Annotated in this window: 20 protein-coding genes; 11 read left to right on the top strand and 9 right to left on the bottom strand. The window is 68.3% G+C overall.

Annotated features, from left to right (window positions below; genetic code table 11):
- Positions 1–148 precede the first annotated feature (148 nt).
- Positions 149–1,612 (bottom strand): CCA tRNA nucleotidyltransferase, encoded by a 1,464-nt coding sequence (locus AOP78_RS12055; RefSeq protein ID WP_062205008.1) that lies wholly within the window; start codon positions 1,610–1,612, stop codon positions 149–151.
- A gap of 215 nt (positions 1,613–1,827) precedes the next feature.
- On the opposite strand from AOP78_RS12055, the gene AOP78_RS12050 reads away from it, so the two are divergent.
- The 7 genes from AOP78_RS12050 (at position 1,828) to AOP78_RS12020 (ending at position 11,320) form a co-directional block, all read left to right on the top strand.
- A complete protein-coding gene (locus tag AOP78_RS12050) occupies positions 1,828–2,367 on the top strand; it encodes an NUDIX hydrolase (RefSeq protein ID WP_083980097.1) in 540 nt (179 codons plus the stop codon).
- Positions 2,364–4,295 carry a DUF6049 family protein gene (locus AOP78_RS12045; protein WP_062205002.1) on the top strand — a complete coding sequence of 644 codons (1,932 nt, stop codon included), beginning with the start codon at positions 2,364–2,366 and terminating at the stop codon, positions 4,293–4,295. The genes AOP78_RS12050 and AOP78_RS12045 overlap by 4 nt, the downstream gene beginning before the upstream one ends.
- 1 nt (position 4,296) lies before the next feature.
- On the top strand, positions 4,297–5,991 hold the full coding sequence (gene murJ, locus AOP78_RS12040) for a murein biosynthesis integral membrane protein MurJ (RefSeq protein ID WP_160297634.1): 1,695 nt from the start codon (positions 4,297–4,299) through the stop codon (positions 5,989–5,991).
- A gap of 62 nt (positions 5,992–6,053) precedes the next feature.
- On the top strand, positions 6,054–7,427 hold the full coding sequence (locus AOP78_RS12035; protein ID WP_062204996.1) for a protein kinase family protein: 1,374 nt from the start codon (positions 6,054–6,056) through the stop codon (positions 7,425–7,427).
- A 151-nt stretch (positions 7,428–7,578) separates the two neighbouring features.
- Positions 7,579–8,910 (top strand): thioredoxin-disulfide reductase, encoded by a 1,332-nt coding sequence (gene trxB / locus AOP78_RS12030; RefSeq protein ID WP_062204994.1) that lies wholly within the window; start codon positions 7,579–7,581, stop codon positions 8,908–8,910.
- Between the two features lie 115 nt (positions 8,911–9,025).
- Positions 9,026–10,327 carry an aminotransferase-like domain-containing protein gene (locus AOP78_RS12025; RefSeq protein ID WP_062204991.1) on the top strand — a complete coding sequence of 434 codons (1,302 nt, stop codon included), beginning with the start codon at positions 9,026–9,028 and terminating at the stop codon, positions 10,325–10,327.
- A gap of 51 nt (positions 10,328–10,378) precedes the next feature.
- Entirely contained in the window at positions 10,379–11,320 is a 942-nt protein-coding gene (locus AOP78_RS12020) for a D-alanine--D-alanine ligase family protein (protein ID WP_062204988.1), read from the top strand.
- A gap of 102 nt (positions 11,321–11,422) precedes the next feature.
- Here AOP78_RS12020 and AOP78_RS12015 read toward each other — a convergent pair whose 3' ends face one another.
- The 8 genes from AOP78_RS12015 to rpmH form a co-directional block, all read right to left on the bottom strand.
- A complete protein-coding gene (locus AOP78_RS12015) occupies positions 11,423–12,457 on the bottom strand; it encodes a ParB/RepB/Spo0J family partition protein (protein WP_062204986.1) in 1,035 nt (344 codons plus the stop codon).
- Positions 12,454–13,473, bottom strand: a complete 1,020-nt coding sequence (locus AOP78_RS12010) for a ParA family protein (RefSeq protein ID WP_066730254.1) — start codon at positions 13,471–13,473, stop codon at positions 12,454–12,456. Before AOP78_RS12010 ends, AOP78_RS12015 begins: the two co-directional genes overlap by 4 nt.
- Before the next feature lie 474 nt (positions 13,474–13,947).
- Positions 13,948–14,631: a 16S rRNA (guanine(527)-N(7))-methyltransferase RsmG gene (gene rsmG, locus AOP78_RS12005; RefSeq protein ID WP_062204983.1), complete on the bottom strand. Its 684-nt coding sequence runs from the start codon at positions 14,629–14,631 to the stop codon at positions 13,948–13,950.
- An 83-nt stretch (positions 14,632–14,714) separates the two neighbouring features.
- A complete protein-coding gene (locus AOP78_RS12000) occupies positions 14,715–15,203 on the bottom strand; it encodes a Jag family protein (protein WP_062205226.1) in 489 nt (162 codons plus the stop codon).
- A 49-nt stretch (positions 15,204–15,252) separates the two neighbouring features.
- Positions 15,253–16,218 (bottom strand): membrane protein insertase YidC, encoded by a 966-nt coding sequence (yidC, locus tag AOP78_RS11995; RefSeq protein WP_369401091.1) that lies wholly within the window; start codon positions 16,216–16,218, stop codon positions 15,253–15,255.
- 19 nt (positions 16,219–16,237) lie between these two features.
- Positions 16,238–16,570 carry a membrane protein insertion efficiency factor YidD gene (gene yidD, locus AOP78_RS11990; RefSeq protein ID WP_062204976.1) on the bottom strand — a complete coding sequence of 111 codons (333 nt, stop codon included), beginning with the start codon at positions 16,568–16,570 and terminating at the stop codon, positions 16,238–16,240.
- Positions 16,567–16,911, bottom strand: coding sequence for a ribonuclease P protein component (gene rnpA, locus AOP78_RS14800; protein WP_083980094.1), 345 nt, complete (start codon positions 16,909–16,911; stop codon positions 16,567–16,569). Before rnpA ends, yidD begins: the two co-directional genes overlap by 4 nt.
- Positions 16,912–17,049 carry a 50S ribosomal protein L34 gene (gene rpmH, locus AOP78_RS11985; protein WP_062204973.1) on the bottom strand — a complete coding sequence of 46 codons (138 nt, stop codon included), beginning with the start codon at positions 17,047–17,049 and terminating at the stop codon, positions 16,912–16,914.
- Positions 17,050–17,296: 247 nt separating this feature from the next.
- Here rpmH and dnaA point away from each other — a divergent pair, with 247 nt between their 5' ends.
- From dnaA to AOP78_RS11965, 4 genes are all read left to right on the top strand, one after another.
- Positions 17,297–18,697: a chromosomal replication initiator protein DnaA gene (gene dnaA, locus AOP78_RS11980; protein ID WP_062205223.1), complete on the top strand. Its 1,401-nt coding sequence runs from the start codon at positions 17,297–17,299 to the stop codon at positions 18,695–18,697.
- Between the two features lie 515 nt (positions 18,698–19,212).
- Complete coding sequence (gene dnaN, locus AOP78_RS11975; protein ID WP_062204970.1) at positions 19,213–20,340, top strand: DNA polymerase III subunit beta; 1,128 nt, start codon at positions 19,213–19,215, stop codon at positions 20,338–20,340.
- 10 nt (positions 20,341–20,350) lie between these two features.
- Entirely contained in the window at positions 20,351–21,547 is a 1,197-nt protein-coding gene (gene recF, locus AOP78_RS11970; RefSeq protein WP_062204968.1) for a DNA replication/repair protein RecF, read from the top strand.
- A 70-nt stretch (positions 21,548–21,617) separates the two neighbouring features.
- Positions 21,618–22,130, top strand: coding sequence for a DciA family protein (locus AOP78_RS11965; protein WP_062204965.1), 513 nt, complete (start codon positions 21,618–21,620; stop codon positions 22,128–22,130).
- The last annotated feature ends 10 nt before the right edge of the window (positions 22,131–22,140 follow it).

Genomic DNA, 22,140 nt, shown 5'->3' with positions numbered 1-22,140 from the left:
GGGGAGAGGGCCCGCGGTCGAAGAGACTGGGGACGTCAGGCCTCAGCGGCCTACAGGTGGCGCTTCCGCCCGCACCCCAGGCATCAGCGACCTACAGGAGACAGGGCCTGGTGCACCCGTGCCTGCGTTCAGCCCTGTTCAGCCCTGTTCAACCCCGCTCCGACCACCACGCGCGCAGCTCGGCCTCCGCGCGCTCCGCGCCGAGCGGACCATGCTCCATGCGCAGCTCGAGCAGGTGCTTGTACGCCTGACCCACCTCGCGTCCGGGCTTGATACCGAGGATCTCCATGATCTGGGTGCCGTCGAGGTCGGGGCGGATCGCGTCGATCTCCTCCTGCTCGCGCAGCTCGGCGATCCGGTGCTCGAGGTCGTCGTACGCGAACGACAGGCGGTCGGCCTTGCGGCGATTGCCGGTCGTGACATCGGCGCGCGTGAGCCGGTGGAGGCGCTCGAGCTGATCGCCCGCGTCCGTCACGTAACGACGCACCGCCGAGTCCGACCACCGCGCGTCGGCGTAGCCGTGGAACCTCAGGTGCAGGGACACGAGGAGGTTCACCGCCTTGGTGGTCTCCTTGTCGAAGCGCAGGGCCTTGAGTCGCTTGGTCGCCATCTTCGCGCCCACGATCTCGTGGTGGTGGAACGTGACGACGCCGCCGGCCTCGAGCCGCTTCGTCGGCGGCTTGCCGATGTCGTGCATGAGCGCCGCGAGCCGCAGGGTCAGGTCCGGACCGGGAACCGGCCCGTCCGCGTCCGTCTCGAGATCGATCGCCTGATCGATCACGGTGAGCGTGTGCTCGTAGACGTCCTTGTGGTGGTGGCTCGCGTCGACGGCGAGCCGCAGCGCGGGAAGCTCGGGCAGGATCACGTCGGCGATGCCGGAGTCGACGAGCGCGGTGAGACCCGCGCGCACGTCGCCGCCGAGCAGCAGCTTGGTAAGCTCGTCGCGCACGCGCTCGGCGCTCACGATGTCGATCCGCGAGGACATCTCGTGCATCGCGGCGAATGTCGCGGGCTCGATCTCGAAGCCGAGCTGCGACGCGAAGCGCGCGGCGCGCATCATCCGCAGCGGATCGTCGCCGAAGGACACGGTCGGCTCGATCGGGGTGCGCAGCAGCCCGCCCGCGAGGTCCTCGAGCCCGCCGAACGGGTCGATGAACTCGAGCGAGGGCAGCGCCACGGCCATCGAGTTGACGGTGAAGTCGCGGCGAGCGAGGTCACCCGCGAGGCTGTCGCCGAAGGAGACCGTCGGCTTGCGGGTCTCGCCGTCGTACTCGTCGGCCCGGTACGTCGTGATCTCCGCCACCACGTCCCCGCGACGCCCGCCGATCGTGCCGAAGTCGCGTCCCATGTCCCATGTCGCGGGGGTCCACCTCTTGAGCAGGCGCTCCGTCTCCTCGGGTCGGGCGCTCGTCGCGAAGTCGAGGTCCGCGGAGGAGCGCCCCAGGAACGCGTCGCGCACCGGACCGCCGACGAGCGCGAGCTCGTGACCGGCGTCGGCGAACAGCGCGCCGAGCTCGGCGACCTCGGGAGGCAGCGCCGTCCACAGCCCGGTCGCCCGGCTCCTCAGCACGTCGAGGGGCACGCGGTCGGGTACGGAGGGGCGACGGGTCATGGGGTCAAGCATCCCAGATGGGTGACCGCTTCCCCGTGCGGGGAGGGTGGACGATGCGGGCCTCACCCCGTGCGGGAGGATGGGGCGAGGCCGCACGCACCCTCGCGCGGCGGGTGGGCGATGCGCGTCACCCCCGTGAAGGATAGAGGGACGATGCGGGTCGCCCCCCGTGCGGGAGATACGTTCCCGCAACAGTCCCCGGATAGGATTTCGGCATGCCTGTCCCGTCCAGCCCGCGACCCCGCCCGGCACCGATGCCGCCCGCGGCCTCGTCGGTGCGGCGGCGACGCGACGTCTCGGGGAAGGCCGCTCACCTGCCCGTGAGCAACGAGGTGTCGGCGGGCGGAGTCGCCATCAAGGTCGAGGACGGCATCGCGTATGCCGCATGCATCGGGCGGCGCAACCGCGCCGGTCGTCTCGAATGGTGCCTCCCGAAGGGGCACATCGAGCAGGGCGAGACGCCCGAGATCGCCGCGGTGCGCGAGGTCGCCGAGGAGACCGGGATCACCTCCGAGATCATCCAGCCGATCGGCGTGATCGACTACTGGTTCACCGGCGACGACCGCCGTGTGCACAAGACGGTGCACCACTACCTCCTCGAGGCGCGCGGCGGGTTCATCACGACGGAGAACGATCCGGATCACGAGGCCGAGGTCGCCGAGTGGATCCCCCTGTCGAACCTGGTCCAGCGCCTGGCCTTCCCGAACGAGCGGAAGATGGCCCAGATCGCCGTGACCCTGCTGGCCCCCACGTGATCCGTCGGATCCGTCCTCTGCTCGCGGTGCTGCTGGCCGCTGCGATCGCAGGCGCGCCCCTGACCGCAGCGGCGTCCGTCCCGATGGACGCCACCGAGGTCGAGACGCCTGCGGTCACCGGCACGATCTCCGAGGCGAGCCCCTCCGTCCTCGAGGCCGATTCGACCTTCACGGTCACCGCGACGCTCGACCCCGCGTACGCGGAGGCGTTCTCTGGTCACCAGGTGCACCTGCGGTTCACCGACAGGCCGCTCAAGACGCACGAGCAGATCGAGAAGTTCCTCGAGTCGCCTGAGAGCTATGCCCGTCACACGGTCGCCGAGTCGATGCTCACCGGCCCCTCGCCGACCGACACCAGCGACTCGTCCACCGAGACCACGGTGACGCTGACCGCGGAGGCCAGCGATCTCGAGCTGCCGAAGAAGCGGTCGGGGGTCTACGGGGTCACGGTCACCGTCATCGGGGCCGACGGAGCGGTGACCGTGGACTCCATGGTCGTGACCTGGGCTCCCGTGGATCTGCCGACGCTCCAGGTCGCGACCGTCGCGACGGTGACCGCGAGCGAGTCCAGGGCCGAGGCCATCTTCGAGGCGGCGAATGTTCCCGGCGTGACGATGCTCGTGGACCCGACACTCACAGACTCGCGCGCCTCGGAGGTCGACGAGTTCTACCGCATCCCCGCCGCGAATGTCGATCTGACGTCGCTCGCGCGGGCGGGCGACAGCTCGCTCGTCGAGTACGCGGTCGGCGACGCCTCCGATACAGGGCCTTCCGCGGTGCGCTTGGCGCCACTCATCACGCCCGTCGCCGTGGCGGATCGCGCCACCGTGCGCGCTGCCGTGGAGGCCGGTGCGGAGGCGGTGATCCTCGAGCGCCGCTTCGGCGTCGACAGCGTGACGGGTGGCGGCGACGCCGCCGTGGTCGACGTCAAGGTGGCCGGTGAGACCATTCCCGTGATCCGGCCCGACGAGGATCTCAGCGCCGTGCTCGGCTCCTACCCCACGAACGTGGTCAAGGGGGCTTCGCGCCTCGTCGCAGAGTCCGCCCTGAAGGCGCTGTACGGGGACGACGACCTCGTGGTCGTGTCGCCGGGCCAATCGTGGTCGGTATCGGGAGAGGGCACCTCCACCACCCTTGAGGCTCTCCTGAGCTCGCCTTGGGTCGAGGCCGTTCCACTGTCGACGGCGCTTGAGGACGAGGACCGGCCCAGGGGCAAGCTCGCGTCGGCGACGGTGGGGGCCGAGGACGATCTCGACGCCGCGACGATCGACGAGCTCGCCGAGGCGCTCGCTGGCGTCCAGGTGATCGCCTCGACCGCCACGGACCCCGACGCTGCGCTCGAGTACTACGCGCTCAGGCTCGCCCAGGCGGTGTCGCTGCCGTCCCGCGCAGGCTCGGGAACGCGGGCTGCGCTCGTCTCGGGTGCGCTCACGACGGCACAGCAGGCCATCGACGGGGTCTCGATCGCGAGCTCGGCGGACATCAACTTCATCGCCGCCGAGGGATCGCTGCCCGTCACGTTGCGCAACACCACGTCGCAGGAGTTGACGGTCGTCGTGGCAGCGAAGTCAGACGCGCCGGAGCTGCAGATCATCGGCCGGCCGGAGGTCACCATCGCCGCGGGGTCGGAGGCCGTGGTGCAGATACCCGTGCGCGCGGTCTCCTCGGCGAACGTCGAGGTCGAGGTCACCATCCGGACGGATGCCGGCGATGTGATCGCAGACCCCCAGACCCTGACGGTCAGAGTTCGGGCGGACTGGGGCAACGCCGCGACGCTCGTCTTCTCGCTGCTTCTCGTCCTCCTCCTCATCGCGGGCGTGATCAGGACCATCCGGCGCGGACGTCGGGACACGCGCGTGAAGCCGTCCGAGCTCGACGCTCCTGTGGATGAGTCCGCGCCTGACACTGAGTCGCGCGACAATACGTGACGTGAGCGCACCAGAGCCAGAGCAGGAGTCGTCCGAGCCGGCACCCGGCGAGCGGATGAGCGGAAGCAGGCTCGGTCGTTCGACGGCGATCATGGCGTCCGGCACCTTCGTGTCGCGAGGCACAGGCTGGCTCCGCAACTGGTTGCTGCTGGCCGCAGTAGGCGCCACGACCGGCGCCGCTGACGCCTACGACGTCGCCAACAGGATCCCGAACACGCTCTACGCGCTGCTGGCCGCCGGGGTGCTGAACTCCGCGCTCGTACCGCAGATCATCAAGGCCTTCCAACAGCCCGACGGGAAGCGCATCGTCGATCGCATCCTCACGGTCGGCACGGTGGTCTCGATCGCCGCGGGCCTCGTGTTCACTCTCGCCGCGCCGCTCATGGTGCGCCTGCTGTCGTCAGGATGGTCGACGGATCAGCTTGCGGTCGCCACCGGGCTCGCGTACTGGATCATCCCGCAGGTCACCTTCTACGGGATCTACACGCTGCTCGGACAGGTGCTGAACGCGCGTGAGCAGTTCGGCCCGTTCATGTGGGCGCCCGTGCTCAACAACATCGTCTCGATCGCCGGATTGGTCGCGTACCTGTCCGTGTACGGGCGGATCGCGGTCGACGCAGGGCCGGTCGACGCGTCCGAGTGGACCCCTGAGCGCCTCGCACTGCTCGGTGGCACGGCCACCTTGGGCATCGCCGCTCAAGCTCTGATCCTGCTCATTCCGCTGATCCGCGGCGGGTACGGTCTGCGCTGGCGCTGGTCCGGGGAGCCGGGCGAGATGGGCTCCCTCAAGCAGGTCGTGACCTGGGCACTCGCTGCGGTCGCCGTGGAGCAGGCAGGCGGATGGCTCGCCCTGCGTGTGGCGTCGGCAGCGAACGCCGGTCACACCGAGGCGATAGCGGGTAACGCCGCCTACTTCCAGGCCATGACGATCTACATCGTTCCCCATTCCCTCGTGACGGTCTCGCTTCTCACTGCCCTCTTCACGTCCATGTCCCGTTTCCACTCCACCGGCAACACCAGGGGCCTCGTGGGCGAGATCTCGCGCGGCGCCCGCGTGATCGCGGTGTTCGGGGTGTGGGCGTCGGCGACGATGATCGTGGCGGCGGGCCCGATAGCCCGCGTCATGATGGCACCGAGCTCGCCGGACGATGTGGCAGTCACCATCCCCGTCCTGCAGGCGCTCTCGCTGGGGCTCGTTCCCCTCGGGCTCATGGTGCTCGTGAAGCGCGTGCTCTTCGTGCTCGAGGACGCGCGGTCGATCTTCTACATCCAGATCCCCATGACCGTCGTGTGGGTCGCGATCGCCTACGGCGTACAGGCGGTCGCTCCCGCGCGGTGGTGGACCGTGGGCGTCGCGCTGGGACTGGTCGCGTCCAACGTGGTCGCGGTGGTGCTGCGAACGCTCACCCTCAGGCGACGCTTCGGCTGGCTCGACGGCTCCCACATCGTCCCGGTGTACGCCAAGTCGCTTCTCGCCGTGATTCCAGCCGTAGGCGCCGGCGGCCTCATCGTGTGGTGGACGCCGGCCGCCGCGGGTCTGACGGGCGTGGATGGCGTTGTCACCGCCGGGTTGATCGGTGGGGCGATCGCGATCACGATGTTCCTGGTCTACGGGATCATCCTGAGACTTCTGGGTGTTGAGGAGTTGGGGCAGATGCTGTCCCCGGTGACGCGACGGCTCCGCCGCGTACGATAATCGGACATATGGGCACGTGTAGCCCGGAAGTACTCTTGGGGGTCGACGAGGTGCAGTCTGGTGTGACGTTCGCGCACCGTTTCACGCTTGCGTCCGAGGAGGCCTTCGACCTCGAGGGCGCGACGCGGTGGCGGGCTCGGGACGAACGGCTGCGACGGGACGTCGATGCGTACGTGATCGCGCCCGAGCACGGCCCGAAGGTCACGTCCGCTGTCGCCCGGATCTCGACCGTGCGCGATCCGCGGCTCGCTCGCGTGATCGCCAGCGGCTCCGACACCAGCCACGATGCGCCGCTCCACTTCGTGGTCGTGGACCGTCCGGGCGGCACGGCGCTGGGCCCCGTGCTTCGCCGCAGGAACCTGACCCCGCGCCTGGCGGGCGCGATCGTCGGCTCGATCGCCAGGGCGCTGGTTCCGCTGTCCGCGCGCGGCATCCATCATGGCGCCGTGCGCAGCGGCGCGGTCACCGTGTCGAAGTCGGGCGTCCCGGTGCTGTCCGGACTCGGCATCGATGGCGAGATCCGTGGCCTGGACGGCGATCCCGGCCAGCCCACAGAGGCGCGCGACGCCACGGACCTCGTGCACCTGTACCTGGAGTGCCTGACGGGTCTCACAGCGGGCGAAGCGTCGCTCGCGGATCTTCCCGACGAGGTCTCCGAGGACCCCCGCGCGCTGTGCGCCGCGACCCTCGGCGGCGGTGTGCCCGTCATGCTGGCCGACATCGTCGAGGCGTTCCCTCCCGACCACGGGGCTCTCCGCGGCTTCTCCGGCGCGGTGGCGGGCCTCCCGCTGCGAGCGGAGGTCGCGCAGGCGGAGATGCACGAGACCTTCGGCAGGCCGGCTGCCGACATCGTCTCTTCCGAGACCCTCGCGAAGGCGAGCCGTACCGCGCTCGTCTCGGCGGCCGCATCGTCCGTGGCGCCGGACCTGCGTCCCGACGTGACCTCGGACCGCCTGGAGGCGATCACGGCCGCGCTTCCCCCGGAGGAACCCCCGGAGGGGCCCGACGCGCCCGAGGAGGAGCCCGAGGTCGAGGAGGAGCCGCCCTCGGCTCCTCCGGTGGAGGGAGTGCCCGAGGAGGAGCGCGACCTCTTCGACGATCTCGCGGCCTTCGATGCGATGTCCGACGAGCAGAACGCGGTCCCGTCGCGCTCCGTGTGGGAGGCGATGATCGAGCCGCTGCATCGGCAGTGGCCCCAGTCGCGGGTCCTCGCGGGCATGTACGAGTCGGCCCACTCGCGCGCGGCGCGCCCGGGACCTATCCGCACGCGGCTGCTGCTGCTCGCTCTCGGCCTCATCGCGGTCGGCTTCGCGTGGCACTTCGGCATGCAGATGCTCGAACAGCCGCTCACGACCGACATGGACCGCCACAACCCGCCCGAGAACGAGTACCCCGCCTACACCTTCGACCCGACGCCCTCGGCCGACGGCGGGTGACGGCAGGCGGTCGACTGAACCGGGTGAAGCACGCGCGTCGTCGCGGACGCTCCTGGTGGCGCTCGGTGCGTACCTCACGGGGAACACTGCGCGACTACGATCTGTTGTGGAATCTGGAACAGCTGCTTCCCCGAACTGACCGAGGACTCCCATGAGCGACATCCGCAATCTGATCATCGTCGGCTCCGGCCCCGCCGGGTACACCGCCGCCATCTACGCCGCGCGCGCGGGCTTCGAGCCCCTGGTCGTCGCCGGCTCCATCACCGCGGGCGGCGCGCTGATGAACACCACCGAGGTCGAGAACTTCCCCGGCTTCGTCGAGGGCGTCCAGGGTCCTGAGCTCATGGAGACGCTCCAGGCGCAGGCCGAGCGCTTCGGCGCGGAGGTCATCTTCGACGACGCGACCGAGCTGAGCCTCGAGGGCCCCGTCAAGACGGTCACGACCGGCATGGGCAAGACGTATGAGGCCAAGGCGATCATCCTCGCCACGGGCTCCGCGTACCGCGAGCTCGGCCTGGACGACGAGAAGCGCCTGTCGGGCAAGGGCGTCTCGTGGTGCGCGACGTGCGACGGCTTCTTCTTCCGCGACCAGGACGTCGTCGTGGTCGGCGGCGGCGACTCCGCCGTCGAGGAGGCGACCTTCCTGACCCGTTTCGCCCGCAAGGTCTACCTGGTCCACCGCCGCGACGAGCTGCGCGCCTCCAAGATCATGGCGGACCGCGCCAAGAACGACCCCAAGATCGAGTTCGTGTGGGACTCCCAGGTGGTCGGCCTCGACGGCGACGCGAAGGTCTCCGGCGTGCGCGTGCAGAACGTCAAGACGGGCGTGGAGACGACGCTCGACGCGACGGGCATCTTCGTCGCGATCGGCCACGTGCCGCGCTCGGAGCTGGTCAAGGGCGTCGTCGACACCGACGACGCTGGATACGTCCTGGTAGAGGGCCGTACGACCGCGACCAACGTGGACGGCGTGTTCGCGTGCGGCGACCTCGTGGACAGCCGTTACCGCCAGGCCATCACTGCCGCGGGATCCGGTTGCGCCGCGGCGCTCGACGCTCAGCACTGGCTCGACGCCCACATGGACGATGCTGCGGTCGGGACCGCGGAGGCGGTCGCCGACGCTCCCGCCCAGCCCGTGCACGACGCGCCCGTCGCCGCGACGGTCGACTCGTTCCAGGCGGAGGTGCTCGAGTCCGACATCCCCGTCGTGGTCGACTTCTGGGCCACGTGGTGCGGTCCGTGCCGTGCGGTTGCGCCGATCCTCGACGAGCTCGCCGCGGACTACGCCGGCAGGATCAAGGTCGTCAAGGTCGACACCGACGCCAACGGCGCGCTCGCCGCGTCGTACGGCATCACCTCCATCCCGACCATGATGTTCTTCTCGGGCGGCTCGGCCGTGAGGTCCGTCATCGGAGCCAAGCCGAAGCCCGCCCTCATCGAGCTCTTCGACGAGGTCCTCGAGGGAGCGTCCACGAACGCCTGACAGGCACCAACCGCTTCACGCGAGGCCCGGCTCTCCCCACGGGGGGCCGGGCCTTCGTCTTCGTCCCCGCGTCGCGAGTGCGCCGAGCCCTGGCGGACGTGCGAGACTGGCGCGCATGAGCATCTCTGACAACGGCGGCACGCGGCTCGACCCCTGGTACGGGTCGTACGCCGCACGCGCCCACGAGATGCGGGCGTCAGAGATCCGCGCGCTCTTCGCCGTGGCCAGCCGCCCCGAGGTGGTCTCCCTCGCCGGCGGCATGCCCTACATCGGCGGTCTCCCGCTCGAGGAGCTCGGCGACATGATGAAGCGCCTGATCGTCGAGCAGGGCGAGGTCGCGCTCCAGTACGGGTCGGGACAAGGCGACGAGGGCCTGCGAGAGCGGATCCTCGACGTCATGGCGTTGGAGGGCATCTCGGCCCACGCGGACGATGTGGTGGTCACGACGGGCTCTCAGCAGGCCTTGGACCTCGTCACCAACATCTTCATCGATCCGGGTGACGTGATCGTCGCCGAGGCGCCTTCCTACGTCGGCGCCCTCGGGGTGTTCCGCGCGCGCGAGGCGACCGTGGTGCACGTGCCCATGGACGCGGACGGCCTGATCCCCGAGCAGCTGGACGAGACCCTCACGCGACTCAAGGCCGAAGGTCGTCGAGTCAAGTTCCTCTACACCGTGCCGAACTATCACAACCCGGCGGGCGTGACCCTGTCTCTCGAACGGCGACCCCAGATCCTTGAGATCTGCCAGCGCCACGGCGTGCTCATCCTCGAGGACAATCCCTACGGGCTGCTCGGCTTCGACCGCGATCCCTATCCGGCGTTGCGTTCGATGGACCCCGAAGGCGTCATCTACCTGGGGTCTTTCTCCAAGACCTTCGCGCCGGGCTTCCGCGTGGGCTGGGCTGTGGCGCCTCACGCCGTGCGCGAGAAGCTCGTGCTCGCGTCCGAGGCCGCCATCCTGTCCCCCTCGAACGCGAGCCAGCTCGCGATCCGCAGCTACCTGGACCACCACGACTGGCAGGGCCAGATCAAGAGCTTCCGCGAGCAGTACCGTGAGCGCCGAGACGCAACGATCTCGGCGCTTCAGGAGCACATCCCCGAGGCCTCCTGGAACGTGCCCGACGGCGGCTTCTACGTGTGGGTCAAGCTCCCCGAGGGACTCGACGCGAAGTCCATGCTGCCGCGCGCCATCACGGCGCGCGTCGCCTACGTGGCCGGCTCCGCCTTCTTCATCGACGGCTCCGGCACCGACCACATCCGTCTCTCCTACTGCTATCCGACCCCGGACAGGATCCGCGAGGGCATCCGCAGGCTCGCGACGGTCGTCGACGCGGAGCTCGAGACGGTGCGCATCTTCGGCACGGCCGGATCGGGGATCTCCGAGACGGTCGAGTTCCCCGCCCCCGACCTCAACTGACCCGTTCCCACCCGATTCGACGTCTCAGCCCGCTAGAGAGGACACCACCCCATGCACGCGATGATCCTGGCCGGCGGACTGAGCCACGAGCGGGATGTCTCCATCCGCTCAGGGCGGCGCGTGCAGGAGGAGCTGCGTGACGCCGGCGTCGAGGTCACGCTGCACGACGTCGACAACGACCTCATCCCGGCGCTCACCGACGGTTCCGTCGACGTGGTGTGGCCCCTCCTCCACGGCGCCTCGGGCGAGGACGGCTCCCTCCAGGCGCTGCTCGAGGTGCTCGGCGTCCCGTACGTCGGGACGACCTCGCAGTCGGCTCGCGTCGCGTGGAACAAGTCCGTCGCCAAGGCCGTGCTCACCCGGCACGGCATCGGGACCCCGGACGCGGTGACGATGCCGCAGTCGCTCTTCCGCGAGGTCGGAGCCGAGCAGATGCTCGACGCGATCGCGTCCCGGCTCGGCTTCCCGCTGGTAGTGAAGCCCGTACGCGGAGGCTCAGCACTCGGCCTCTCCATCGTGAATACCAGGGATGATCTTGCTCGAGCGATGGTCCACTGCTTCGCTTACGGAGACATGGCGCTCATCGAGCAATTCGTCGAGGGCATCGAGCTCGCGATGAGCGTCATCGGCACGGGCGAGGAGGCGCGCGCCCTCCCTGCGGTCGAGGTGTCGCCTGCCGATGGCAGCTACGACTACGACGCGCGCTACAACCCCGGACGCATCGAGTACTTCGCGCCCGCGCGGCTCACGGATGAGCAGGCGGCCGTCGCCCAGGAGACAGCGGTGAAGGTCCACCGCACCATGGACCTCAGGGACCTGTCGCGCGTGGACCTCATCCTCGACCGTGAGGGCAACGCTCAGGTGCTCGACATCAACATCTCTCCCGGCATGACCGAGACCTCGCTCATGCCGCAGGCCATCGGCGCTGCCGGTGTCCCCCTCCAGGACCTCTACTACGCGATCATCGCGTCTGCGGCTGCCCGCGGCGTCTGACCCCTAACGCACGAGAGGCGGCGCTCCCCTGATCTCGGGGTGCGTCGCCTCTCGTGCGATCGGGTGCTTCTGCCCGGCTGGGCCCTGCTGCTGAGTCAGACCCTACTTCTGAGCCGCGTCCGGGCTCGTACCCATCACGCCCGGGTCCGCGGGGTCGAGGATCGCGATAATGCGGTTGAGATCGTCCACCGTGGCGAAGTCGATCGTCACCTTCCCGCGTGTGCGGCCCAGCTGGACCTTCACGCGGGTGTCGAGCCTGTCTCCCAGGCGTGAGGCGAGATTGTCGAGCGCCTCGGTGCGTCCGCCCGCACGCACGCCTCCGCGCTTGGTCGGTGTCGGAGCATCGACGCCGAGCGTGACGATCTCCTCCGTCGCTCGCACGGAGAGGCCCTCGGCGACGATGCGCTGCGCGAGGTGCTCCATCGCTGCGGGGTCATCGAGACCGAGCAGCGCACGCGCGTGTCCCGCGCTGAGCACGCCCGCGGCGACGCGGCGCTGGACGAGCGGGGGCAGACGCAGGAGCCGAAGCGTGTTGGAGATCTGCGGCCGCGACCTGCTGATCTTGGTCGCGAGCTGGTCGTGCGTGATGCCGAAGTCGTCGAGGAGCTGCTGATACGCCGCGGCCTCCTCGAGAGGGTTGAGCTGGCTGCGGTGGAGGTTCTCCACGAGCGCGTCGCGGAGCAGGTCGACGTCGTCCGTGGATCTGATGATCGCCGGAACGGCCTCGAGCCCGGCCTCCTTGGAGGCGCGCAGTCGCCGCTCGCCCATGATGAGCTCATAGCCCTCACCCGCGGGGTTGGGCCGCACGACGATCGGCTGGAGGACACCGAGCTCCTTGATGGAGCCGACCAGCTCGGCCATGGCGTCCTCGTCGAAGACGGCGCGGGGCTGGCGCGGGTTCGGAACCACGCTGCTCGGGTCGATGTGAGCGAAGCGGGCGCCCGGAACGGGAAGGAGCCCGTCGTCCGCGAGCCCCGCGTCGATCTCGGCGATCGCCTTGTCGGCCTGAACCACGGGGATGTCTCCTGTGCCGGCGAAGAAGACGTCCGACGGACGCTCCGCGGGCGGAGTGCTCGTCTCCTCGGTGGGGATCAGGGCCCCGAGCCCTCGTCCGAGACCACGCTTGGGCTTGCTCACTGCTGTCCTCCGGTCTCGGCCACAGCCGTTCCAGTCGCGCCGCGCGCGGCGATCTCGCGGGCGATGGCGAGATAGGCCACCGCTCCCGACGAGGTGGGGTCGTACGTCATCACGGTCTGCCCGAAGCTCGGAGCCTCGGACACGCGCACCGAGCGCGGCACGGTCTGCTCGAGAGTCTGGTCGGGGAAGTGACCCCGCACCTCCGCTGCGACCTCGCGCGCGAGATTGGTGCGCGCATCGAACATCGTCAAGACGATCGTCGAGACGTGGATGGCCGGGTTGAGGTGCTTCTTCACCATCTCCACGGTCTTCATCAGCTGGGTCAGTCCCTCGAGGGCGTAGTACTCGCACTGAATCGGGATGAGCACCTCACCGGCGACCACCATCGAGTTGAGCGTCAGCAGGCCGAGGCTCGGCGGGCAGTCGACGATGACGTAATCGAGATCCTTGCCTGGTCCGGCGAGCAGCTCGTTGACCGCATCGTGAAGACGGAACTCCCTGCGAACCATGGAGACCAGCTCGATGTCAGCGCCCGCGAGGTCGATCGTCGCGGGGACGCACCACAGCGTCGGGATGTCGGGGCACTGCTGGACGACACGCGCGAGCGGTGTCTCCTCGAGCAGCACCTCATAGATGGACGGAGTGCCCGAGCGGTGCTCCACTCCGAGGGCCGTCGACGCGTTGCCCTGGGGGTCGGCGTCGATCACCAGCACGTTGGCGCCTCGAGACGCGAGTGCCGCAGCGAGGTTCACCGAGGTCGTGGTCTTGCCCACCCCGCCCTTCTGGTTCGACACCGTGATCACTCGCGTGCGCGGCGGGCGCGGAAACTCGGAGTCCTCGAGTCGGCGGCGGAGCTGCTCCGTCTCCCACAGCTCCCGGCCGACGGGACTGTCGTCGCCAGGCGCGAAGCCTTCGTCGGAGTCCGCGGAGTCCGTCGTTTCACGTGAAACATCAGGAGCCTGTCGTGCGAACCAGGTGGGCAGCGAGACCGCATCGTCTTCGTGAGCGCCAGTCATCGTCCCGCTCCTTCTTTCGAGGCCCCGCTGTACGAGCCTCTGTCGCGAGCGTCCGTCACGTGATCTCCCCTGCCTGCGCGCCGCCTCGTCGGGGCTTCCATTCCGACCCGCGGTACGGTCCGGCGTCGCTCTCTGCGTTCATGTCCGGGGCGAATGCTCGACGCGTCGTTTCACGTGAAACAACCGAGAGGCGATACCCCGGAGCCGCCAGACTACCCGCGTGGAAGCACGCCTTCATCCCTGCGGATGCGCCGTTCCTGTGGACAACTTCGCGCGCCGAGACCAATCCCCGCACGAAGTCCTGTGGACAGATGATGTGGAGAACTTCTCGGGTCCTCCGCCGATGTGAAAGATCTGTCGATCTCGTCGACGTCGCGGTGAGACGCGCAACCCCGCGCGTACATGCCTCACACCGCAGCATGTCATGTCCGGGCGAGCGTCTCGGTGCGCGGTGGGATCCGCAGCGGAGGTCCATCAACGCGAGGCCTGGCGCGTCAGCCTGACGACGCGGGTCGGCTCGAGACTGTCGAGCGTCGGGGCCTCGAGGACTTCGCCGGCAAGTCGGTTCTTCCGCAGCACGTACTTCGCGCGGTCGAGCTCGTCCTGCGCGGAGCGTCCCTTGAGCAGGACCATCTCGCCCGTGGCGCTGAGCAGCGGCATGCACCACTTCACGAGCTTGTCGATGCTCGCTACAGCCCTCGCCGTGATGATGTCGGCCTCGACGCTCTCGGCGACCTCCTCCGCCCTGCCCCTCACCATAGTGACGTTGTCGATCCCGGCTGCACGGGACGCCTCGAGCAGCCATTGCACGCGCCGCTCCATGGGCTCCACCAGCACCACGCGGCGCTCGGGCTGCATCGCCGCGACGACCATGCCGGGAAGCCCGGCCCCCGAACCCACGTCAACGAGGACACCGTCGCCGAGGAAAGGTACCACCGCGGCGGAGTTGAGGATGTGACGCTCCCACACACGCTCGAGCTCACGCGGGCCGATCAGTCCACGAAGGACGCCTTGATCGGCCAGCAGCTCCGCGAAGGCGCGAACCCTCGGGTACTGCTCCCCGAAGTACGCCTCGATCGCCTCCGTGCCTTCGAGGGGATCATCCTGAAGACCTCGGGGAGCCTCGTCGGCCGTCAACGGCTCGGTCACATCACTCATCTGTCTCCCTTGGTTTCACGTGAAACACTAGCGCGCCGCCCCGGTCCCCTGCGGGGCGAGGCGGCGCGCGATAGTGCCGAAGATCAGGAGGCGGGAAGCACCACCACGTAGCGGTTGGGGTCCTCGCCCTCCGACTCCGAGCCCAGCCCAGCCTCGAGCACGACGTCGTGGACGACCTTGCGCTCGAAGGCGTTCATCGCGGGCAGGGCCACGCGAGCGCCGGACTCGCGCACCTTCGCGACGGCCTCGCGAGCCTGCTCCGCGAGACGCTCGCGACGGCCCGCACGGAAGTCCGCGATGTCGAGCATGAGTCGGCTGATCTCACCGGTGTCGGCCTGCACCGCCAGTCGAGCGAGATCCTGAAGCGCATCGAGCACCTCACCGTCCGGGCCTACCAGTCGCTTGAGATCCTGGCTCGGTCCCTCGGCGATGACCGCGACCTTGGCGCGGCCGGCCTCGACGGAGATATCGATGTCGCCGTCCATGTCGAGGATGTCTAGGAGCTCCTCAAGGAAGTCGGCGGCGGCGTCGCCCTCTGCTTCGAGGTGAGCCGTGTCCTTCGCGTCAGTCATCATTCCTGCCGTTTCTCGTGGGGACGCGTGACGCGTCCCGATGGTCTTGTCAGCGCTTCTTGCGGTTCTTGCGCTTGGGCTGCTGGCGCTGACCGCTCTGGCGCTCGGCGGACTCGTCCACTGCATCCGTGACGTCGACGCCCTCTCCCTCGAGGGTGATGCCCTTGCGCTTCGCCTTCTCGGCCTGGCGCTCGAGCATGATGCGATGCGCCTCGGAGCCCGGGGTCGGGTTCCTGCGGATCACGTAGAACTGCTGGCCCATGGTCCACAGGTTCGTCGTGGTCCAGTAGATGAGGACACCGACCGGGAAGTTCGGACCGGACAGCACGAAGATGAAGGGAAGGACGTACAGCAGGATCTTCTGCTGCTGCGCCATCGGTCCCTCGAGGGCCGAGGCGGGCATGTTCTTCTGGGTCAGCTGGCGCTGCGTGAGGAACGTCGTCGCGACCATCATGACGATCAGGACACCCGAGAGGATCTTCGCCTCCACGCTGGAACCGTCGCTCAGGAACGTCTCGTTGAGCTGCGCGCCGAACAGCGTCGCATTCTGCGCGGAGTCGATGAGGTTCTGGGTGAGCAGACCGATCTCGCCGCGGTCCCCCTCAAGCCAGTAGTTGAGCACGCGGAACAGCGCGAAGAAGATCGGCATCTGGATCAGGATCGGCAGGCACGACGCGAAGGGATTCGTCTTGTGCTTGGCGTAGAGCTCCATCGTCTCGCGGCTCATGGCCTCGCGGGACGCCTGGTCCTTCTTCCCCTTGTACTTGTCCTGCACCGCTCGCAGCTCCGGCGCGATCACCTGCATGGCACGGGAGGCGTTGATCTGCTTGACGAAGAGCGGGATCAGCGCGACGCGGATCGTCACCACGAGACCCACGATCGAGAAGGCCCAGGTGAAACCCGAGTCCGGGTGCATCTGGAACACGTCGGACAGGATCCAATGCCAGATCACCATGACATTGGCGACCAACCACTCAAGTGGGTAGAGGATCGTGGAGAGGAAATCCATTTCCATGAAGGTGTGCCTATTCGTATCAGTCGACTGGCGTCGAGGGTACAGCCTCTACGGGTGCACCCGATGAGGAACGGTCTCGCTTGCGGAACAACGGCTCGCCTATCTGGGGCACGTCATCGACTCCGCCATAGCTCCAGGGGTTGCACCGCAGCACTCTCCAGGTGGCGAGCGCGGTGCCCTTGATCGCGCCGTGGCGGCGCAAGGCCTCGAGTCCGTAGTGGGAGCACGAGGGGTAGTACTTGCAGCGCGGTCCGAGCAGGGGCGAGACGACGAGCTGGTAGATCCTCACCAGGCCCATGAGAAGCAGACGCGGGATGGCGACGATGCCGGCGCCCACCCGTGCGAGGGTCATAGCGAGGCCTTCCGCAGCGCGGAGGCCGTCCCATCTCGAAGATCGCGACGAAGAGTCTCGAAGGATGCGTCGGCGGATGCCGGAAGAGCCCTCACAACCAGGCGTGTACCAGGAGGAACGGTGGGAAGCAGGTCCGCGGTGATCGCGCGGAGGCGTCTCTTGACCCGGTTGCGCACCACTGCGACGCCCACCGCCTTAGAAACGGCGAAACCGGCCATGCTCGAGGCATCGCCGGTTCGCTCCACGTAGACCACCATGGTCTTGCGGCCGCTCCTCGAGCCGCGGCGCATGGCGGACCGGAAGTCCGCCGATGCCCGGAGCCGGGAGTCGGCCTTCAGCACTTAGGCCGAGAGCTTGCCACGGCCCTTGCGGCGACGCGACGCGAGGATCGATCGGCCCGCACGGGTGCGCATACGCAGGCGGAAGCCGTGCGTCTTGGCGCGCTTACGGTTGTTCGGCTGGAAGGTCCGCTTGCTCACGGTAATGCTCCAAAAGACTATGGGGGACGAGGTCACATCAGCGCACCAACGTTACGCGCTCGCGCGGGCACGGTCAAATCACGCGAGTCGCACGGCGCGCGACACCCGAAACGACTAGGCTCCATCATCGCGTACGGATCACGTGGGAGCGACACGCCGCTTCTCAAGTAACGACCACATGACGTAGTCTCAACGCCCTGTGCACAACTCTGTGGATGACAAGCGATAAGGGGCCCAGGTGAGCGAGCTGGCAGGTGCCACGGACATCGAGGACGTGTGGCGCCAAGCGCTGGACAACCTGGTCCACCATCACGGCATCGGGACCCAGCAGCGGTCCTTCCTCCGCCTGGTCAAGCCCCTCGCCGTGGTCGAGGACAACGTGTTCCTGGCCGTCGCCGAGGACTTCACCAAGACCTTCATCGAATCGACGATGCGCGGGGACGTGACCTCGTCGCTGTCGCAGGTGCTCGGTCGAGAGGTCCGCATCGCGGTCACCGTGGATGCGTCGGTCACGCCCTCGGATATCGATGTCCCCGAGCCGGCCGCTGACGTCGTGCCGGAACCCCGACCGGTGACCCGGCCGGCTCCGTCCGCGACGGTCGTCGAGTCGGTACCCGACCCTCACCTCAACCCTCGCTACACGTTCGACACGTTCGTCATCGGATCGTCGAACAGGTTCGCGCACGCGGCCGCGCTCGCCGTCGCGGAGTCGCCTGGCAAGACGTACAACCCGCTCTTCATCTACGGCGGCTCAGGACTGGGCAAGACTCACCTGCTCCACGCGATCGGCCATTACACGAGGCAGATCAAGGCACAGACCCGCGTCAGGTACGTGAACTCGGAGGAGTTCACCAACGACTTCATCAACTCGATCCGCGACGACCGGTCCCTGACGTTCAAGCGCACCTACCGTGAGGTAGACGTGCTGCTCATCGATGACATCCAGTTCCTGCAGGGCAAGGAGCAGACGCTCGAGGAGTTCTTCCACACGTTCAACGCCCTGCACAACGCAGGCAAGCACGTCGTGATCACCTCGGATGTGAGCCCGCGACACCTTGACGGGATCGAGGAGCGCATGAGGACCCGCTTCGAGTGGGGGCTCATGACGGACGTGCAGCCGCCGGACCTCGAGACCCGCATCGCGATCCTTCGCAAGAAGGCCCAGGCGGACGACGTCGCCGCGCCGGGTGACGTGCTCGAGTACATCGCCTCCAACATCACGAGCAACATCCGCGAGCTCGAGGGCGCGCTCATCCGTGTCACCGCCTTCGCTGCGCTCAACAAGCAGAACGTGGATCTGTCGCTCGCGCAGGTGGTCCTCAAGGACCTCATCAGCGACAACGACTCGGAGATCACCGCGTCCTCGATCATCGGCACGACGGCCGACTACTTCGGCATCACGATGGACGAGCTCACCGGGACCTCGCGTTCGCGAGTGTTCGTGACAGCGCGTCAGATCGCGATGTACCTGTGCCGCGAGCTCACCGACCTGTCGCTGCCGAAGATCGGCGAGCACTTCGGGGGCAAGGACCACACCACGGTCATGTACTCGGTCAAGAAGGTCGAGGATCAGATCGCGCAACGGCGCCAGATGTACAACCAGGTCAACGAGATCCACGCGCGCGTCAAGCAGCAGACGCGCGACTGACCTCAGCCACGACCCGCGCCTCGGCGCAGACATTCCAGGCCCACCGAGCTCTCGAGCGTGGCCGTGCGTACATCGGTCACCTGTGTCGCATCGTCCTCCCCATCATCGTCGGCATCGTCGATGACATGACAAGGAATGGTGCTTCAGATATCACACATCGGTGCGCCATGCACACCTGGGGAAAATCCTGTGAGTTGCTGTGAATGGCAGGAAGAGCTACCTGGGGACGATCTGTGAACGACACGAATTCCTCTGTGAGTCTGTGATTCATCTCCACCGCGACATCGGGATCATCCGCAACCGCGTCCACGAATCCTCCACATCTGAGATCTTGTGATTACCAGCGTGAATCACAGATTTCCCCAGATTCCACGACGCCTATGACCACTACTTCACCTTTCTTGTCATTCCTCCCCACCCGGCCTTCATGACGCTCCGCGCCGTGCCGCCCCCGCTCCCCCCGCATCGTTGAACTTCTGGCGTAGTCTGTGCCGCAGACCGAAGGAGAAGACCGCATGAAGTTTTCCGTCGATCGCGACGTTCTGACCGACGCCGTCGCGTGGACGTCGCGCGCTGTCCCCGCACGGCCACCCGTGCCCGTGCTCGCAGGTGTGCACCTCGAGGCGGACGACGCGGGCGTGGTCCGCCTGTCGAGCTTCGACTACGAGGTCTCCGCACGCGGAGAGTTCCCCGCGGAGGTCGAGGCCGCGGGCGAGGTGCTCGTCTCCGGTCGTCTGCTGCGCGACATCGCGAACGCGCTGCCGCACAAGCCGGTGCAGTTCGAGCTCGACGGCACCAAGGTCTCCGTCACGTGCGGCGCCTCGCGCTTCACGCTCGCGACGATGCCGGTCGACCAGTACCCCGACCTCCCCCAGCTTCCCGAGCAGTCGGGCTCGATCGACGGGGCGGAGTTCCAGCAGGCGGTATCGCAGGTGAGCGTCGCGGCCTCGCGCGATGAGACGCTGCCGATCCTCACTGGCATCCGGATCGAGATCGAGGGCAGCGACGTGTCGCTCCTCGCCACGGACCGTTACCGCCTCGCGCTGCGCGAGCTGTCGTGGAAGCCGTCCTCCTCGGATGCCTCCGCGGTGGCGCTCGTCCGCGCGAAGACGCTCACCGATACCGCCAAGGCGCTCGGCGCTGGCGACGTCACGGTCTCGCTCAGCTCGGGGCAGGGCGTGGACCTCGTCGGATTCTCCGCCGGCGGCCTCGTGACCACCTCGCTCCTGATGGATGGGGACTACCCCCAGGTCCGTCGTCTCTTCCCGGACGAGAGCCCGATCACCGCGGTCGTCCGCACGCAGGACCTCATCGATGCGACCAAGCGCGTGTCGCTCGTGGCCGAGCGCAACTCGTCGGTCCGCCTCGCCTTCTCCGAGGGCGAGGTGACGCTCGACGCGGGACAGAGCGAGGACGCTCAGGCCTCCGAGGCACTCGAGGCCACGGTCGACGGCGGCGCCATCACCGTCGCGTTCAACCCTCAGTACCTCCTCGACGGACTCGGCGCTCTCGGAACCGACTACGTGCGCTTCGGCTTCACGCAGGACACCAAGCCGGTCGAGTTCGTCGGGCTCACCGAGCCCGGTGGCGACCTCATCTCGGACTTCCGCTACCTGCTGGTGCCGATCCGCATCGCGTCCTGACGCGTTCCGGATGCGCGTCACCCATCTCCAGCTCGCGGACTTCCGTTCCTACGGAAGCCTCGATCTCGAGCTAGGCCCAGGAGTGACGACCCTGGTCGGACGCAACGGCCAGGGCAAGACCAACCTCGTCGAGGCCATCCGATACCTGTCGACGCTGTCCTCCCATCGGGTCGCCTCGGACGCACCGTTGCTTCGCTTCGGTGCTGAGCGTGCGGTCATCGGAGCTCGGCTCGAGAAGAACGGTCGCGCTCTCTCGCTCGAGGTCACCCTGAACCAGGGGCGACAGAACACCGCTCGGCTCAACCGAGGTCAGGCGCGCCCGGGCGATCTCGTGGGGATCCTCCGCACCGTGGTCTTCGCGCCCGAGGACCTCGCGCTCGTCAAGGGCGACCCTGCTGGGCGCCGTCAGCTGATGGACGAGCTCGTGGTCGCGCTGCAGCCGGCCCTTGCCGGAGATCTGTCGGACTACGAGCGGGTGCTCAAGCAGCGCGGGTCCATGCTCAAGACCGCGCGCAACGCCCGAGGCGCCGACCTCACGATGCTCGACATCTGGGACGAGAAGCTCGCGCACCTGGGTGGTCGCATCGTCGCCGCCAGGCGACGCGCCGTCACAGCGCTCGCTCCCCACGTCCGGGAGGCGTACGCGGATGTCGCACCCGAGGGCGGGGTGTGCGAGCTCGCGTATTCCACAGCCCTGGATAAGCCTGTGAACAGGGACGATACCTCCCACGCCTCACTTTCGGCCGACGCCGGCGCCGAGGAGATCGAGGCTCGCCTGCTCGATCGGCTGCGCGCCTTGCGCGCTCAGGAGATCGACCGTGGCGTGAATCTCGCAGGCCCGCATCGAGATGATCTGGACATCGTGCTCGGGGACATGCCTGCCAAGGGCTACGCGAGCCATGGCGAGAGCTGGTCGTGCGCGCTCGCACTGCGGCTCGGCGCGTACGCGCTCCTCACTGCCGAAGGAGGACCCGATGGCGATCCAGACGGCGAGCCCGTGCTGATCCTCGACGACGTCTTCGCCGAGCTCGACTCCGGACGCCGGTCGGCACTTGCACATCGCCTCACCTCGGCGAGGCAGGTCCTCATCACCGCGGCCGTTCCCGAGGACGTCCCCGATGAGCTCGCCGCCCATCCGGCCGGCGCGGTGACGGTCCGCGTGAGCAGGGACGACGACCGGATGACGGTCGCGGTGCGCGATGAGTGAGGACCCGTCCGTGACGCCAGGCGACGGCGACAATCCGCCTGAGGAAGCATCGTCCCTGGAAGGTGCGCCCATGCGCAGTGCGCAGGAGATCGCCCGCGAGGCCATGGAACGAGCCCGCCAGTCGGCACGGGAGCGAGGCGCGCGACTCAGCAGCCCGCGCGCCGCGCGCGCGGACCGGCACCGCAAGCAGGAGCGCACCGCTCGCGAGGCTCTCCCGTACGGCAGCGGCCGCGATCCCGCGCCGATGTCGGATACCGTCGCCTCGCTCATGCGGCGCATGGGCTGGACGGAGCAGATCGAGATCACGTCGGTCACGGCGCGGTGGCGCGAGGTCGTCGGCGATCAGATCGCCGACAGGTGCGAGCCGCTTGGCTTCGAGGAGGGCGTCCTCACGGTCAGGGCGACGACGACCGCGTGGGCGACGCAGCTCACGCTCATGAAGGGCCAGCTGACGCATCGTCTCAACGAGGAGCTCGGACGCGAGGTCGTGAAGGAGCTTCGTGTGCTCGGCCCGACCGCCCGATCGTGGACGAAGGGGCCCCGTTCGGTGAAGGGTCGCGGGCCCCGTGACACCTACGGGTGACGCCACCAGC

Origin of the sequence: Demequina salsinemoris, from assembly GCF_000974805.1 — a bacterium.
Classification (GTDB): Bacteria; Actinomycetota; Actinomycetes; order Actinomycetales; family Demequinaceae; genus Demequina; species Demequina salsinemoris.
The sequence above is the reverse complement of the archived record's forward strand: the minus strand, read 5'-3'. Positions and strand labels throughout refer to the sequence as shown.

Excerpts from the sequence above, each read along its gene's own strand:
- dnaN (WP_062204970.1), top strand. The coding sequence starts at position 19,213 with ATGAAGTTTTCCGTCGATCGCGACGTTCTGACCGACGCCGTCGCGTGG.
- AOP78_RS12025 (WP_062204991.1), top strand. The coding sequence starts at position 9,026 with ATGAGCATCTCTGACAACGGCGGCACGCGGCTCGACCCCTGGTACGGG.
- AOP78_RS12000 (WP_062205226.1), bottom strand. The coding sequence starts at position 15,203 with ATGACTGACGCGAAGGACACGGCTCACCTCGAAGCAGAGGGCGACGCC.
- yidC (WP_369401091.1), bottom strand. The coding sequence starts at position 16,218 with ATGGAAATGGATTTCCTCTCCACGATCCTCTACCCACTTGAGTGGTTG.
- trxB (WP_062204994.1), top strand. The coding sequence starts at position 7,579 with ATGAGCGACATCCGCAATCTGATCATCGTCGGCTCCGGCCCCGCCGGG.
- AOP78_RS12055 (WP_062205008.1), bottom strand. The coding sequence starts at position 1,612 with ATGACCCGTCGCCCCTCCGTACCCGACCGCGTGCCCCTCGACGTGCTG.
- recF (WP_062204968.1), top strand. The coding sequence starts at position 20,351 with ATGCGCGTCACCCATCTCCAGCTCGCGGACTTCCGTTCCTACGGAAGC.
- AOP78_RS11965 (WP_062204965.1), top strand. The coding sequence starts at position 21,618 with ATGCGCAGTGCGCAGGAGATCGCCCGCGAGGCCATGGAACGAGCCCGC.
- rsmG (WP_062204983.1), bottom strand. The coding sequence starts at position 14,631 with ATGAGTGATGTGACCGAGCCGTTGACGGCCGACGAGGCTCCCCGAGGT.
- AOP78_RS12020 (WP_062204988.1), top strand. The coding sequence starts at position 10,379 with ATGCACGCGATGATCCTGGCCGGCGGACTGAGCCACGAGCGGGATGTC.
- yidD (WP_062204976.1), bottom strand. The coding sequence starts at position 16,570 with ATGACCCTCGCACGGGTGGGCGCCGGCATCGTCGCCATCCCGCGTCTG.
- AOP78_RS12050 (WP_083980097.1), top strand. The coding sequence starts at position 1,828 with ATGCCTGTCCCGTCCAGCCCGCGACCCCGCCCGGCACCGATGCCGCCC.
- AOP78_RS12010 (WP_066730254.1), bottom strand. The coding sequence starts at position 13,473 with ATGACTGGCGCTCACGAAGACGATGCGGTCTCGCTGCCCACCTGGTTC.